Source organism: Streptomyces sp. XY006 (genome assembly GCF_002237655.1).
In the GTDB taxonomy this organism is placed as follows: domain Bacteria; phylum Actinomycetota; class Actinomycetes; order Streptomycetales; family Streptomycetaceae; genus Streptomyces; species Streptomyces levis.
This window is the reverse complement of record NZ_NOKT01000021.1, coordinates 99,247-113,284: the sequence shown is the minus strand read 5'-3', so window position 1 is coordinate 113,284 and position 14,038 is coordinate 99,247. Positions and strand designations below refer to the sequence as shown.

Sequence of the window (14,038 nt, the reverse complement as noted above, 5' to 3'; positions counted from 1 at the left end):
TTCAACTCCCTACGGTTATGCCTTTTGCCTGTTGCGGCGATTTCCGATGACCACGGAAATCAGGACGAACAGTACGGCGACGATGAACATGGCCGTACCGATGACGTTGATCTGGACGGGCGTTCCGCGCTGCGCCGAGCCCCAGACGAACATGGGGAAGGTGACGGTCGAGCCGGCGTTGAAATTCGTGATGATGAAATCGTCGAAGGAGAGCGCGAAGGCGAGCAGCGCACCGGCCGCGATACCCGGTGCCGCGATCGGCAGGGTGACCCGGACGAAGGTCTGGAACGGGCCCGCGTACAGGTCCCGTGCCGCCTCCTCCAGTTTCGGGTCCATCGACATCACGCGCGCCTTCACGGCCGTGACCACGAAACTGAGGCAGAACATGATGTGCGCGATGAGGATCGTCCAGAAACCGAGCTGCGCGCCCATGTTCAGGAACAGGGTGAGCAGCGAGGCGGCCATGACGACCTCGGGCATCGCCATCGGCAGGAAGATCAGCGAGTTCACGGCGCCGCGGGCGCGGAACCGGTAGCGGACCAGGGCGAACGCGATCAGCGTGCCGAGGAGCGTGGCGCCGAGGGTCGCCCAGAAGGCGATCTGGAGGCTGACCGAGAGCGAGCCGCACAGGTCGGAGACACCGCACGGGTCCTTCCAGGCGTCCAGCGAGAACTGCTGCCACTCGTAGTTGAAGCGCCCCTTCGGTTTGTTGAAGGAGAACACCGTCACGATGATGTTCGGCAGCAGCAGATAGGCGAGCGTAACGAGTCCCGCGATGACGACGAGATGTCTCTTGAGCCAGTTGACGAAGGGCATTCAGACCAGATCCTCCGTCCCGGACCTGCGGATGTAGAAGGTGACCATGAGGAGGATGGCCGCCATGAGGATGAAGGAGAGCGCCGCCGCCGTCGGGTAGTCGAGCACGCGGAGGAACTGCGTCTGGATGACGTTTCCGACCATGCGGGTGTCGGTCGAGCCGAGCAGGTCGGCGTTGACGTAGTCACCGGTCGCCGGGATGAAGGTCAGCAGCGTGCCGGAGACGACACCCGGCATCGACAGCGGGAAGGTGACCTTGCGGAAGGTCGTCCAGGGCCGGGCGTACAGGTCGCCGGCGGCCTCGTGGAGCCGGCCGTCGATGCGCTCCAGCGAGGTGTACAGCGGCAGGATCATGAACGGCAGGAAGTTGTACGTCAGACCGCAGATGACCGCCAGCGGGGTGGCCAGCACCCGGTCGCCCGCGGTCAGGCCCAGCCAGCTGGTGACGTCCAGGACGTGCAGCGAGTTGAGCGCGCCGACGAGCGGGCCGCCGTCCGCGAGGATCGTCTTCCAGGCCAGGGTGCGGATCAGGAAGCTGGTGAAGAAGGGCGCGATCACCAGGATCATGATGAGGTTCCGCCAGCGGCCCGCCCGGAAGGCGATCAGATAGGCGAGCGGGTAGCCGAGCAGCAGGCACAGGATCGTGGCGGTACCGGCGTAGAGCACCGAGCGGACGAACTGCGGCCAGTACGCCGACAGCGCGTCCCAGTAGGTGGCGAAGTGCCAGGTGACCTTGTAACCCGTCTCCAGGGAGCCCGTCTGCACGGACGTGGAGGCCTGGTAGATCATCGGCAGCGCGAAGAAGACGACCAGCCAGAGGATGCCGGGCAGCAGCAGCCAGTACGGCGTGAAGCGGCCCCGGCGCTTGGGGGGCTTGGATTCGGGCGCCCCGGGCGCGAGAGGCGGCGGCGCCTCGGTGAGTGTCGACATCAGGCCGCCTCTTCCACTCCGGCGTCGGCGTCCTGCGCGGCGTCCAGGCCGAAGGTGTGGGCCGGGTTCCAGTGCAGGACGACCTCGGCGCCGGGCACGAGCCGGGGGTCGCGGTCGATGTTCTGGGCGTAGACCTCGAAGTCCGGGCAGACCGGGCTGTCGACGACGTACTGCGTGGAGACGCCGATGAAGCTGGAGTCGGCGATCCGGCCCGTGATGCGGTTGCGGCCCTCCGGGATCTCGCCGGCGTCGTCCGCGTGGGTGAGGGAGATCTTCTCCGGGCGGACCCCGACCAGCACCTTGCCGCCGGTGCTCGTGGGCGCCGAACATCGCGCCTCGGGCAGGACGAGCTTGCCGCCGCCCGCCTTGAGCACGATGTCCTCGCCGCTCTTGGAGTCGACCTCGGCCTCGATGAAGTTGGAGGTGCCGAGGAAGTTGGCGACGAAGGTGGTGCGCGGGTTCTCGTACAGGTCGGCGGGCGTGCCGAGCTGCTCGACGCGGCCGCCGTTCATCACGGCGACCGTGTCGGCCATGGTCATGGCCTCCTCCTGGTCGTGCGTGACGTGGATGAAGGTGATGCCGACCTCGGTCTGGATGCGCTTGAGCTCCAGCTGCATCTGGCGGCGCAGCTTCAGGTCCAGGGCGCCGAGCGGCTCGTCGAGCAGGAGCACCTTGGGGTGGTTGATCAGGGCGCGGGCCACGGCGACGCGCTGCTGCTGGCCGCCGGAGAGCTGGTGCGGCTTCTTGCGCGCCTGCTCGCCGAGCTGGACCAGCTCCAGCATCTCCTCGACCTGCTTCTTCACCGACTTCAGACCGCGCCGGCGCAGGCCGAAGGCGACGTTCTCGAAGATGTCGAGGTGCGGGAAGAGGGCGTAGGACTGGAAGACGGTGTTCACCGGCCGCTTGTAGGGCGGCAGGGCCGTCACGTCCTGGTCGCCGAGGAAGACGGTGCCGGCGGACGGTTCCTCCAGCCCTGCGATCATGCGCAGGGTGGTGGTCTTGCCGCAGCCGGAGGCGCCGAGCAGGGCGAAGAAGGAGCCCTGCGGGACGGTCAGGTCGAGCGGGTGGACGGCCGTGAAGGAGCCGTAGGTCTTGGCGATGCCGGTGAGGCGGACGTCGCCGCTGGGGTCCGTCGTGTTCGTCATGGTGGTCACGCCCCCGTCAGCTTCGCGAACTTCTCTTCGAACTCGGTCTCTTCCTTCGAGCTCAGCGAGCGGAAGGCGTGCGACTTGGCCGCCATGGCCTTGTCGGGAATGATCAGCGGGTTGTTCGCCGCGTCCTCGTCGATCTTCGCCAGTTCGGCCTTCACACCGTCGACGGGACACACGTAGTTGATGTACGCGGCCAGTTCCGCGGCCGGCTTCGGCTCGTAGTAGAAGTCGATGAGCCGTTCGGCGTTCGTCTTGTGCCGGGCCTTGTTGGGGACCAGCAGGTTGTCCGTGGACGTCATGTAGCCGCTGTCCGGGATGAGGAAGTCGATGTCGGGGCTGTCCGCCTTGAGCTGGACGACGTCCCCGGCCCAGGCGACGCAGGCGGCGAAGTCGCCGCTGGTCAGGTCCGAGGTGTAGTCGTTGCCGGTGAAGCGGCGGATCTGGCCCTTGTCGACGGCCTTCTGCAGCCGGGCGATGGCCGCGTCGTAGTCGTCGGCGGTGAAGTCCGCCGGGTCCTTGCCCATGTCGAGCAGGGTCATGCCGACGCTGTCGCGCATCTCCGACAGGAAGCCGACGCGGCCCTTGAGCCTGGGGTTGTCGAGCAGGTCGGATATCGACGTCACCTCGACGCCGTCGAGGGCCTTCTTGTTGTACGCGATGACCGTCGAGATGCCCTGCCAGACGTACGAGTAGGCGCGGCCCGGGTCCCAGTCGGGGTTGCGGAACTGGGCCGACAGGTTGGCGTAGGCGTGCGGCAGGTTGCTGGCGTCGAGCTTCTGCACCCAGCCCAGGCGGATGAGGCGGGCGGCCAGCCAGTCGGTGAGGACGATCAGGTCGCGGCCGGTGTCCTGGCCCGCGGCGAGCTGCGGCTTGATCTTGCCGAAGAACTCGTTGTTGTCGTTGATGTCCTCGGTGTACTTGACCTTGATGCCGGTGCGCTTCGTGAACTGCTCCAGCGTGGGGTGGTGCTTGCCGCTGTCGTCGACGTCCATGTACTCGGTCCAGTTGGAGAAGTTCACGGTCTTCTCCTTGGCCGAGCGGTCCTCGGCCGGGACGCCGCCCTGCGACTGACCGGCCGCCGGGATGCCGCAGGCGCTCAGGGTCCCGAGACCGCCGACGGCGAGCGCGCCGCCCGCGGAGGCGCGCAGCAGCGACCGCCGGGTGAGGGCGGCCCTGCCGTTGGTGAGGCTGCGCCGCGCCGCGGCCACTTGGGCCGCTGACAGGCGGTCGGGCTCGTACTGCTCCATGCGCGTGGTGCCCTTTCGGAGGGTGGGCGGCCGCTGGTCAGGCGGCCTGATACGGCTAGCGGTCCCCGAAGACGGTGCGGTGCCAGTCCTTCGCGGCCACCGCGGTGTTGTCGAACATGACGTGCTTGATCTGGGTGTACTCCTCGAACGAGTACGCGGACATGTCCTTGCCGTAGCCGGAGGACTTGTAGCCGCCGTGCGGCATCTCGCTGATGATCGGGATGTGGTCGTTGACCCACACGCAGCCGGCCTTGATCTCGCGCGTGGCCCGGTTGGCCCGGTACACGTCCCGGCTCCAGGCGGAGGCGGCCAGCCCGTACGGGGTGTCGTTGGCGAGGGCGATGCCCTCGTCGTCGGTGTCGAACGGCAGCACGACGAGGACCGGTCCGAAGATCTCCGACTGGACGACCTCGCTGTCCTGGGCCGCGTCGGCGATCAGGGTGGGCCGGTAGTAGGCGCCCTTGGCGAGCTCACCGCCGGGCGCCTCGCCGCCGGTCACCACGCGCGCGTAGCCACGCGCCCGGTCGACGAAGCCGGCGACCCGGTCGCGCTGCACGTGCGAGATCAGCGGGCCGAGGTCGGTCCCGGCGGCGAACGGGTCGCCGAGCCGGACCGTCTCCATGAGCGCGGCCGTCCGCTCCACGAAGGCGTCGTACAGCGGCCGCTGCACGTACGCGCGCGTGGCGGCCGTGCAGTCCTGCCCGGTGTTGATCAGCGCACCGGCGACGGCGCCCTGGGCGGCGGCCTCCGGGTCGGCGTCGTCGAAGACCACGAAGGGCGCCTTGCCGCCGAGCTCCAGGTGGAGGCGCTTGACCGTGGCGGTGGCGACCTCGGCGACGCGCTTGCCGACGGCGGTGGAGCCGGTGAAGGAGGTCATGGCCACGTCGGGGTGGCCGACGAGGTGCTCTCCGGCCTCCCTGCCGGTACCGGTGACGATGTTGATCACGCCGTCCGGGATCCCGGCGTCCGTGGCCGCCTGGGCGAAGAGCAGCGAGGTCAGCGGGGTGAGCTCGGCGGGCTTCAGGACGATGGTGTTGCCCGCGGCGATCGCCGGGAGGATCTTCCAGGCGGCCATCTGCAGCGGGTAGTTCCAGGGCGCGATCGACCCGACGACCCCGATGGGCTCGCGCCGGACGTAGGAGGTGTGGTCGCCGGAGTACTCACCGGCCGACTGGCCCTGGAGATGCCGTGCGGCACCGGCGAAGAAGGCCGTGTTGTCGATGGTCCCGGGGACGTCGAACTCGCGCGTCAGCTTCAGCGGCTTGCCGCACTGCAGGGACTCGGCGCGGGCGAAGTCCTCGGCCCGGTCGGCCAGCACCGCGGCGAACCGGTGCAGGGCGTCGGACCGCTCACCGGGGGTGGTGCCCGCCCAGCCGGGGAAGGCCTCGCGGGCGGCGGCGACGGCCCGGTCGACGTCGGCCGTGCCGGCCAGCTCGTAGCGCAGCACCTCCTCGCCCGACGCCGGGTCGACGACCGCGTGCGTCCGGCCGGAGGTGCCCCTGGTCGGACGGCCCGCGATGTACTGCGCGCCCTGCTGGAAGCGCTCCTCGGCCGGGAATCGGTCCGGGGTGGCGTTGCCCGGGTTGTGCATGTCGCTCTCCTCCGTGTCCCCATGATGGGGCCGGCGTGGCTCAGGCTCGATTTGAGTGCCGATCCTGACAGAGGGATGGCACACCAACAAGTGATTCCGTTGTTGATTTTTGGTTACGCGACGGAATCTGTCGACCAGGTGTCGAGTCCGCCGGGAAAAGGCGGGACGCTGTGTCAGTGGTGCGTGCCAGACTCGCGTGCATGGAGAGGATCACGGGGGCGGTCGACTCGCGGGAAGCCCTGATCAGGGCGGTCCGCGCGGGGGCCGGTATCAAGTATCTGCATTTCTGGGGGCACCGGCCGCGGCCGGACGGCCGGATCGGCCCGAGCTGCCTGAGCCAGTGGTGGCCGTCGCCGTTCACGGTGGACGGCGTTCGGTACGCGACGGCCGAGCACTGGATGATGGCCGGCAAGGCCCGGCTCTTCGAGGACGCGGCGGCCGAGCGTGCCGTGCTGGCCGCCGGGCATCCCGCCGAGGCGAAGAAGGCCGGGCGGCTGGTGCGCGGGTTCGACGAGACGGTCTGGGCGCGGGAGCGGTTCCGGATCGTCGTGGAGGGCAGCGTCCACAAGTTCGCGGCGCATCCGGAGCTGCAGGGCTTCCTGCTGGGCACGGGCGACCGCGTGCTGGTCGAGGCGAGCCCCGTGGACCGGGTCTGGGGCATCGGGCTGGCCGCGGACGACGAGGCGGCGATGGACCCGGAGCGGTGGCGGGGGCCGAATCTGCTGGGCTTCGCGCTGATGGCGGCGCGGGAGCGGCTGCGGGCGGGAGCATGAGCAAGGGGCCGGTCCGGGGGACCGGCCCCTTGCTACTGCCTGCGGGCTGCGCTCAGGAAGCCGCGCCGAGCCCGCCCATGATGCCGGCGAACAGCAGGAAGCCCAGCAGCGGCAGGATCACGGTGGCGATGATGCCGCAGACCAGGCCGGCGGTCGCCGCGCCCTTGTTGGTGGCCTCGCCGCGGGTGGCCTTGCCCCGGCCGATGGCGCCGAAGATGATCGCCAGGATGCCGAGGATCACGCCGAAGAACCACAGCAGGAAGGTCACGCTGCACACCACGCCGATGATGCCCAGCACCAGACCCGTGGTTCCCATGCCGTTGCTCGGCTGCGCGGGCATCCCGTAGCCGGCCGCCTGCGGGTAGCCGACGGGCGGCGCGGCCGGGTAGCCGGGGCCGGCCTGGGGGTAGCCGTAGCCCGGGCCGGACTGCTGCGGGAAGCCGTAGCCGGGGGCCGGCTGCTGCGGAGGCTGGGACGGTGGGCCGAAGCCACCGGGCGTGGGATTGGTGTTGGACATGGACGAGCTCCCCTCCGTTGTCAGACCAGGGAATCGTAGTGGCCGAGTCGGCCGGGGAGCACGGGAGTTCAGTGCAGGACCGGTGCGGTGACGGCGGGGCGAAGGGTGCCGTAGTACGGGTCGTCGTCGTAGTCGTCGCTGTTGATGGCGGCCGTGATGCCGACCGCGATCAGGACGATCACGGTGATGCCGAGGATGATCCCGATGATGCCCATGATCAGACCCGCCTGGGCCTGCCCGTGGTTGGTGGCCACACCGGCCTCGGCGCGCTTGCGGCCCTTGATGCCGAAGACGACGGCGAGGATGCCGGTGACCAGGGAGACCACGCCGTACAGGCAGAAGAGCGTGCAGGAGACGATGCCGAGCACCATCGCGGCGATGCCCATGCCGTTCTGCGGGGCCACGGGCATGCCGGGCCAGCCGTAGCCGGACTGGGGGTAGCCGGGGTACCCGTAGCCGCCGGGACCGCCTGGGGCGACGGGCGGGGGCGGGACCGCGCCGGCGCCGGAGGTGTCGTACTGCGGGGTGCCGGCGGGCGGGGTGAAACCGGCCGTGGGCATCGAGGTGACCGTGGCCTGGTCGTGCACGGAGGGCGGCCCCTGGGTGGGCGGCTGGTCCTTGTCGAGCGACGGCTTGTGCTCCGGGGGCGCCCACGGGTCGTGGCCGCCGCCTCCGCCGGGCTGCGTCGGGTCCGTCATCTGTGCATCCCCCCTGGGTCGATCGTGTCGCCATGCTACGGGGCCGTTCGGCGCGGACCACAGGGCGGGTGCGCGGGGTCCTTCCCGCCCGCGGCGGCGCAGCCGGAGGCCGGCGCGGCCCCGCGCCCCCCTGACGTGCCGCTCCCCCGCCTAGGATGAAACCCGAGTCATCGATCAGCCGATCACCCGCGCCCGCCGCCCTCACGCCGGCCCGGCGCCGTTCCGGGGAGGAACCCTTGACCGAGCATCTCGTCGACGCCCAGGCCCCGCGGGACCTGAAGGCGTTCATCGCCGGCCTGCCCAAGGCCGAACTGCACGTGCACCACGTGGGCTCCGCCTCCCCCCGGATCGTCTCCGAGCTGGCCGCCCGGCACCCCGACTCGAAGGTGCCGACCGACCCCGAGGCCCTGGCCGACTACTTCACCTTCACCGACTTCGCGCACTTCATCGAGGTGTACCTGTCGGTCGTCGACCTGATCCGCACGCCGGAGGACGTCCGGCTGCTGACCTACGAGGTGGCCCGGGAGCTGGCCCGCCAGCAGGTGCGCTACGCCGAGCTGACCATCACGCCGTTCTCCTCCACCCGGCGCGGCATCGACGAGCGCGCCTTCATGGACGCGATCGAGGACGCCCGCAAGGCCGCCGAGGCCGAGTTCGGGACCGTGCTGCGCTGGTGCTTCGACATCCCTGGCGAGGCGGGCCTGGAGGCGGCCGAGGAGACGACCCGGCTGGCCACGGACGACCGGCTGCGCCCGGAGGGCCTGGTCTCCTTCGGGCTCGGCGGTCCGGAGATCGGCGTGCCCCGGCCGCAGTTCAAGCCCTACTTCGACCGCGCGATCGCGGCCGGGCTGCACTCCGTGCCGCACGCCGGGGAGACCACCGGCCCGGAGACGGTCTGGGACGCGCTGACGCATCTGCGCGCCGAGCGCATCGGGCACGGCACGAGCGCGGCGCAGGACCCGAAGCTTCTCGCGCACCTCGCCGAGCACCGGATCGCGCTGGAGGTCTGCCCGACCTCGAACATCGCCACGCGCGCGGTCCGCACCCTCGACGAGCACCCGATCAAGGAGTTCGCCCGGGCCGGGGTCGTCGTCACGATCAACTCCGACGACCCGCCGATGTTCGGCACCGACCTGCACAACGAGTACGCGGTGGCCGCCCGTCTCCTCGGCCTCGACGAGCGAGGCCTGGCCGGCCTGGCGAAGAACGCCGTCGAGGCGTCCTTCCTGGACGACGCCGGCAAGACCAGGATCACGCGCGAGATCGACACGTACACCGCGGAGTGGCTCGGCCGGTGATGTCCTCGGCTCGACCGATGTCCTCGGCGCAGCGCCCCGGGCGGCCTGTGACCGCCGTGGCCCACCGGGGCGACCCCTACCGCGTCCGCGAGAACACCGTGGCCTCGCTGCGGTCCGCGCTGGCCCGGGGCGCGGACGCGGTGGAGGTCGACGTACGGCTCACCCGGGACGGTGTGCCGGTGCTGCTGCACGACGCGACGCTCAAGCGGCTCTGGGAGCACCAGCGGCCGGTGCTCGCGCTGTCCTGGGCCGAGGTGCGCGGGCTGACCGGGGGCGGGGTGCCGACGCTGACGGAGGCGCTGGCCGCGACCGACGGGCACCGCATGATGATCGACCTGCCGGGCTCGCCCGACGTGCGGGCGGTGCGCCGGGTCATGGACGCCGTCGGGGAGGCCGGGGCCGCGGACCGCGTCTACTACTGCGCGGGCGCGGACACGATGCTCGCGGTGCGGGCGGCGGACCCGGCCGCCGAGATCGCCCTCACCTGGACGACCCTGGCCCCGCCGCGGCCGGTGCTGCTGGAGGCGATCCGCCCGCGCTGGCTCAACTACCGCTTCCCGCTGGTGGACCGCGCCCTCGCCGACCGCGTCCACCGCGACGGCCACCTGCTGTCCGTGTGGACCCCCGACACCCGCCGCTCCATGCGCCGGCTCATGGCCGCGGGCGTGGACTCGATCACGACCAACCGCGTCGACGTCCTGTGCGCCGCACGCGCGAGCGCCGCCGGACCGGCCGGACGGGCGCGGCTAGCGCGTCTCAGACGGCCGGCACCGGGACGGCCACCGGCGCGGTCAGCTCCTCCAGCCGCTTGATCCGCCGCCGTACGACGTACAGCGGGATCACCCCGAACACGCCGAACGCCATGTCGATCACCGACCACCACAAGGGGATGCCGCGGATCGGCCCGCAGATCAGGGCCAGGGGGATGACGCCGGCGCAGGCGATCATCCCGAACTCGACGACCCAGATGTTGCGGACCGGGTCGCGGTAGGGCCCGTAGAAGGCGACCGCGATCACCAGGTGCGCGAAGGCCAGCCAGTCCGTGCCGTACAGCAGGAAGGGGTACTCGGCGTCCGCCCGGTCGAGCCCCGCGCGCACCCGCCCGATCCAGTCCGCCAGGCCGGGCAGCTGATCGCCGACGGCCGACGCCCGCAACAGCTCGTCGGTCCAGCGCAGTTCGTGGACCAGGGGGAAGGCGGTGGCGCCGCTGAGCACCAGACACACCACGAAGAAGACCAGCCACGCACGGATGCCCTTCAACAGGGCGGCTCTGTCGCTCATGAGGCGCACTCTACGCCTGCAATTGAACATGTTCAAAAATGGCCGTTCCCGGCTCCGGACACACGGACGGCCCCGGACGGAGAGGAACCGTCCGGGGCCGTTCGGCCGTGCGGGGAGGGTTACGCGTCCAGCGACGTCATCACGTGCTTGATCCGCGTGTAGTCGTCGAAGCCGTACGCCGACAGGTCCTTGCCGTAGCCGGACTTCTTGAAGCCGCCGTGCGGCATCTCCGCGACCAGCGGGATGTGCGTGTTGATCCACACGCAGCCGAAGTCGAGCTTCTTGCTCATCCGCATGGCACGGCCGTGGTCCTTGGTCCACACCGAGGAGGCGAGCGCGTACTCCACGCCGTTGGCCCACTCCACGGCCTGGTCCTCGTCACGGAAGGACTGGACCGTGATGACCGGGCCGAAGACCTCGTTCTGGACGATCTCGTCGTCCTGCTTCAGACCCGAGACGACGGTCGGCGCGTAGAAGTAGCCCTGGTCGCCGACGCGCTTGCCACCGGCCTCCACGCGCGCGTGCGCGGGCAGGCGCTCGATGAAGCCCTCGACCTGCTTGAGCTGGTTGGGGTTGTTCAGCGGCCCGTACAGCACGTCCTCGTCGTCCGGCTTGCCCGTCTTGGTGTCGGCGGCGGCCTTCGCGAGCGCGGAGACGAACTCGTCGTGGATGGACTCGTGGACGAGCACGCGGGTGGCGGCCGTGCAGTCCTGGCCGGCGTTGAAGTAGCCCGCGACCGAGATGTCCTCGACGGCCTTGGCGATGTCGGTGTCCTCGAAGACCACGACCGGCGCCTTGCCGCCCAGCTCCAGGTGGACGCGCTTGACGTCCTTGGAGGCGGACTCGGCGACCTGGATGCCGGCGCGCACCGAGCCGGTGATGGAGGCCATCGCCGGGACCGGGTGCTCGACCATCATGCGGCCGGTCTCGCGGTCGCCGCAGATGACGTTGAAGACGCCCTTGGGCAGGATCCCGCCGAGGATCTCCGCGATCAGGACCGTGGAGGCCGGGGTGGTGTCGGACGGCTTCAGCACGACCGTGTTGCCCGCCGCGATCGCCGGGGCGAACTTCCACACGGCCATCATCATCGGGTAGTTCCACGGCGCGACCTGCGCGCAGACGCCGACCGGCTCACGGCGGACGATGGAGGTGAGGCCCTCCATGTACTCACCGGCCGAGCGGCCCTCCAGCATCCGCGCGGCACCCGCGAAGAAGCGGATCTGGTCGACCATCGGCGGGATCTCCTCGGAGCGGGTCAGCCCGACCGGCTTGCCCGTGTTCTCCACCTCGGCCGCGATCAGCTCCTCGGCGCGCTCCTCGAAGGCGTCCGCGATCTTCAGCAGGGCCTTCTGACGCTCGGCGGGCGTGGTGTCGCGCCAGCCGGGGAAGGCCTCGGCGGCCGCCGCCATCGCGGCGTCCACGTCCGCCTGCCCGGACAGCGGAGCGGTCGCGTACGCCTCGCCCGTCGCGGGATTGACCACCTCGGTGGTCCGTCCGTCGGCGGCGTCCCGGAACTCACCGCCGATGTAGTTGCGCAGACGACGCAGCTCGGTGCTCACTGCCGGCCCTCCAGTTCGGATGTCCATTACTTGAGACACCCACCCTAGTCGGCCGACCCACGTTTTCAACACCCCCGCTCCGCCCGTTCATGCGGAATCCGCAGGACTCGGGGAGTGAAACAACGGATTTCATCGCCCCAGGCTTGCGGAAGTGTCGAGACCTCGTGCACAGTGACCCCGTGGCCAGTCGAAGCGCAGACCAGAAGGGCTCGCGGGAGCACCGCGAGCCCTCCCGTGAGTCCAGGAACGGCAGCTCGCCCCAGCTGGACGCCGTCTCCCTCGCCATCATCGAGCAGCTGCAGGAGGACGGCCGCCGGCCGTACGCCGCCATCGGCAAGGCCGTCGGCCTGTCCGAGGCGGCCGTGCGCCAGCGCGTCCAGAAGCTGCTCGACCAGGGCGTGATGCAGATCGTCGCCGTCACGGACCCGCTCACCGTGGGCTTCCGCAGACAGGCGATGGTCGGCGTCAACGTCGAGGGCGACGTGGAGTCGGTCGCCGACGCGCTGACGGCCATGTCCGAGTGCGAGTACGTGGTGATGACCGCAGGCTCCTTCGACCTGATGGTGGAGATCGTCTGCGAGGACGACGACCACCTCCTGGACGTCATCAACAAACGCATCCGGGCCGTCCCCGGAGTGCGCTCCACCGAGAGCTTCGTCTACCTCAAGCTCAAGAAGCAGACCTACATGTGGGGAACCCGATAACCGTGAGGACCCGATAGCCGTGAGCAAGGACCTCTCCCAGTCCGCGTACGACCACCTGTGGATGCACTTCACGCGCATGTCGTCGTACGAGAAGGCCCCCGTCCCCACCATCGTGCGGGGCGAGGGCACCTACATCTACGACGACCAGGGCAAGCGCTACCTGGACGGCCTCGCCGGCCTGTTCGTGGTGCAGGCCGGGCACGGCCGCGTCGAGCTCGCCGAGACCGCCTTCAAGCAGGCGCAGGAGCTGGCGTTCTTCCCTGTGTGGTCGTACGCCCACCCCAAGGCCGTCGAGCTGGCCGAGCGGCTGGCCCACCACGCGCCGGGCGACCTGAACAAGGTCTTCTTCACCACCGGTGGCGGCGAGGCCGTCGAGACCGCCTGGAAGCTCGCCAAGCAGTACTTCAAGCTGGTCGGCAAGCCCACCAAGCACAAGGTCATATCCCGCGCGGTCGCCTACCACGGCACCCCGCAGGGCGCCCTGTCCATCACCGGCCTGCCGGGTCTGAAGGCCCCGTTCGAGCCGCTGGTGCCGGGCGCGCACAAGGTCCCGAACACCAACATCTACCGCGCCCCGCTCTTCGGCGACGACCCGGAGGCCTTCGGCCGCTGGGCCGCCGACCAGATCGAGCAGCAGATCCTCTTCGAGGGCCCGGACACGGTGGCCGCGGTCTTCCTGGAGCCCGTGCAGAACGCCGGCGGCTGCTTCCCGCCCCCGCCCGGCTACTTCCAGCGGGTGCGCGAGATCTGCGACCGGCACGACGTGCTGCTCGTCTCCGACGAGGTCATCTGCGCCTTCGGCCGCCTGGGCACCTACTTCGCCTGCGACAAGTTCGACTACGTGCCGGACATGATCACCTGCGCCAAGGGCATGACCTCGGGCTACTCCCCGATCGGCGCCTGCATCATCTCCGACCGCCTGGCCGAGCCGTTCTACAAGGGCGACAACACCTTCCTGCACGGCTACACCTTCGGCGGCCACCCGGTCTCCGCGGCCGTGGGCCTGGCCAACCTCGACCTGTTCGAGCGCGAGAACCTCAACCAGCACGTCCTGGACAACGAGGGCAACTTCCGCTCGACCCTGGAGAAGCTCCACGACCTGCCGATCGTCGGCGACGTCCGCGGCAACGGCTTCTTCTACGGCATCGAGCTCGTCAAGGACAAGGCCACCAAGGAGTCCTTCGACGCGGACGAGACCGAGCGCGTCCTGTACGGCTTCCTCTCCAAGAAGCTCTACGAGAACGGCCTGTACTGCCGGGCCGACGACCGCGGCGACCCGGTCGTGCAGCTCGCCCCGCCGCTGATCTCGGACCAGTCGACGTTCGACGAGATCGAGCAGATCCTGCGGGCCACGCTCTCGGAGGCGTGGACCAAGCTCTGACCGGCCGGCGCCCCCGCGTCGCTCCGATCGTCTGCCTGGATGATCAACACCGGCCCCGGTGCCGCCCGTTCGAGTGAGAAACGGCGGCCCGG

Annotated in this window: 14 protein-coding genes; 5 read left to right on the top strand and 9 right to left on the bottom strand. The window is 70.1% G+C overall.

All coding sequences use genetic code 11. The features are described 5' to 3' along the window. Positions 1-15: 15 nt before the first annotated feature. From CHR28_RS24335 to CHR28_RS24315, 5 genes are read right to left on the bottom strand one after another with little or no spacing between them, the layout of a single operon-like run. Positions 16-816, bottom strand: coding sequence for an ABC transporter permease (locus CHR28_RS24335; RefSeq protein WP_094055809.1), 801 nt, complete (start codon positions 814-816; stop codon positions 16-18). After that, the gene (locus CHR28_RS24330; RefSeq protein ID WP_094055808.1) at positions 817-1,746 is read right to left on the bottom strand and encodes an ABC transporter permease; all 930 of its coding nucleotides are present in this window, start codon (positions 1,744-1,746) and stop codon (positions 817-819) included. Further along, positions 1,746-2,900 carry an ABC transporter ATP-binding protein gene (locus tag CHR28_RS24325; protein ID WP_094055807.1) on the bottom strand — a complete coding sequence of 385 codons (1,155 nt, stop codon included), beginning with the start codon at positions 2,898-2,900 and terminating at the stop codon, positions 1,746-1,748. The genes CHR28_RS24330 and CHR28_RS24325 overlap by 1 nt, the downstream gene beginning before the upstream one ends. Further along, on the bottom strand, positions 2,897-4,144 hold the full coding sequence (locus CHR28_RS24320; protein WP_094055806.1) for a polyamine ABC transporter substrate-binding protein: 1,248 nt from the start codon (positions 4,142-4,144) through the stop codon (positions 2,897-2,899). The genes CHR28_RS24325 and CHR28_RS24320 overlap by 4 nt, the downstream gene beginning before the upstream one ends. A gap of 55 nt (positions 4,145-4,199) precedes the next feature. After that, positions 4,200-5,735: a gamma-aminobutyraldehyde dehydrogenase gene (locus tag CHR28_RS24315; RefSeq protein ID WP_094055805.1), complete on the bottom strand. Its 1,536-nt coding sequence runs from the start codon at positions 5,733-5,735 to the stop codon at positions 4,200-4,202. A 200-nt stretch (positions 5,736-5,935) separates the two neighbouring features. On the opposite strand from CHR28_RS24315, the gene CHR28_RS24310 reads away from it, so the two are divergent. Next, positions 5,936-6,508 (top strand): NADAR family protein, encoded by a 573-nt coding sequence (locus tag CHR28_RS24310; protein ID WP_179272546.1) that lies wholly within the window; start codon positions 5,936-5,938, stop codon positions 6,506-6,508. 52 nt (positions 6,509-6,560) lie between these two features. Here CHR28_RS24310 and CHR28_RS24305 read toward each other — a convergent pair whose 3' ends face one another. Then, positions 6,561-7,025 carry a DUF4190 domain-containing protein gene (locus CHR28_RS24305; RefSeq protein WP_094055803.1) on the bottom strand — a complete coding sequence of 155 codons (465 nt, stop codon included), beginning with the start codon at positions 7,023-7,025 and terminating at the stop codon, positions 6,561-6,563. 68 nt (positions 7,026-7,093) lie between these two features. Continuing rightward, complete coding sequence (locus CHR28_RS24300) at positions 7,094-7,723, bottom strand: DUF4190 domain-containing protein (protein ID WP_094055802.1); 630 nt, start codon at positions 7,721-7,723, stop codon at positions 7,094-7,096. Positions 7,724-7,959: 236 nt separating this feature from the next. On the opposite strand from CHR28_RS24300, the gene CHR28_RS24295 reads away from it, so the two are divergent. Both CHR28_RS24295 and CHR28_RS24290 read left to right on the top strand, forming a co-directional pair. Beyond that, the gene (locus tag CHR28_RS24295; RefSeq protein ID WP_094055801.1) at positions 7,960-9,021 is read left to right on the top strand and encodes an adenosine deaminase; all 1,062 of its coding nucleotides are present in this window, start codon (positions 7,960-7,962) and stop codon (positions 9,019-9,021) included. Positions 9,022-9,038: 17 nt separating this feature from the next. Further along, the gene (locus tag CHR28_RS24290) at positions 9,039-9,833 is read left to right on the top strand and encodes a glycerophosphodiester phosphodiesterase (protein WP_256984382.1); all 795 of its coding nucleotides are present in this window, start codon (positions 9,039-9,041) and stop codon (positions 9,831-9,833) included. On the opposite strand, the gene CHR28_RS24285 is transcribed toward CHR28_RS24290, so the two are convergent. Continuing rightward, positions 9,778-10,302, bottom strand: a complete 525-nt coding sequence (locus CHR28_RS24285) for a hypothetical protein (protein ID WP_094055800.1) — start codon at positions 10,300-10,302, stop codon at positions 9,778-9,780. The genes CHR28_RS24290 and CHR28_RS24285 overlap by 56 nt on opposite strands. 119 nt (positions 10,303-10,421) lie before the next feature. Next, positions 10,422-11,861, bottom strand: a complete 1,440-nt coding sequence (locus tag CHR28_RS24280; protein WP_094055799.1) for a gamma-aminobutyraldehyde dehydrogenase — start codon at positions 11,859-11,861, stop codon at positions 10,422-10,424. A 164-nt stretch (positions 11,862-12,025) separates the two neighbouring features. Here CHR28_RS24280 and CHR28_RS24275 point away from each other — a divergent pair, with 164 nt between their 5' ends. Both CHR28_RS24275 and CHR28_RS24270 read left to right on the top strand, forming a co-directional pair. Then, complete coding sequence (locus CHR28_RS24275; protein WP_094055798.1) at positions 12,026-12,565, top strand: Lrp/AsnC family transcriptional regulator; 540 nt, start codon at positions 12,026-12,028, stop codon at positions 12,563-12,565. A 19-nt stretch (positions 12,566-12,584) separates the two neighbouring features. Beyond that, entirely contained in the window at positions 12,585-13,946 is a 1,362-nt protein-coding gene (locus CHR28_RS24270; protein ID WP_373453383.1) for an aspartate aminotransferase family protein, read from the top strand. The last annotated feature ends 92 nt before the right edge of the window (positions 13,947-14,038 follow it).

Bases quoted from the DNA above. Each gene is read 5' to 3' on its own strand.
- CHR28_RS24300 (WP_094055802.1), bottom strand. From the start codon at position 7,723: ATGACGGACCCGACGCAGCCCGGCGGAGGCGGCGGCCACGACCCGTGG.
- CHR28_RS24310 (WP_179272546.1), top strand. From the start codon at position 5,936: ATGGAGAGGATCACGGGGGCGGTCGACTCGCGGGAAGCCCTGATCAGG.
- CHR28_RS24285 (WP_094055800.1), bottom strand. From the start codon at position 10,302: ATGAGCGACAGAGCCGCCCTGTTGAAGGGCATCCGTGCGTGGCTGGTC.
- CHR28_RS24315 (WP_094055805.1), bottom strand. From the start codon at position 5,735: ATGCACAACCCGGGCAACGCCACCCCGGACCGATTCCCGGCCGAGGAG.
- CHR28_RS24290 (WP_256984382.1), top strand. From the start codon at position 9,039: ATGTCCTCGGCGCAGCGCCCCGGGCGGCCTGTGACCGCCGTGGCCCAC.
- CHR28_RS24330 (WP_094055808.1), bottom strand. From the start codon at position 1,746: ATGTCGACACTCACCGAGGCGCCGCCGCCTCTCGCGCCCGGGGCGCCC.
- CHR28_RS24335 (WP_094055809.1), bottom strand. From the start codon at position 816: ATGCCCTTCGTCAACTGGCTCAAGAGACATCTCGTCGTCATCGCGGGA.
- CHR28_RS24305 (WP_094055803.1), bottom strand. From the start codon at position 7,025: ATGTCCAACACCAATCCCACGCCCGGTGGCTTCGGCCCACCGTCCCAG.
- CHR28_RS24320 (WP_094055806.1), bottom strand. From the start codon at position 4,144: ATGGAGCAGTACGAGCCCGACCGCCTGTCAGCGGCCCAAGTGGCCGCG.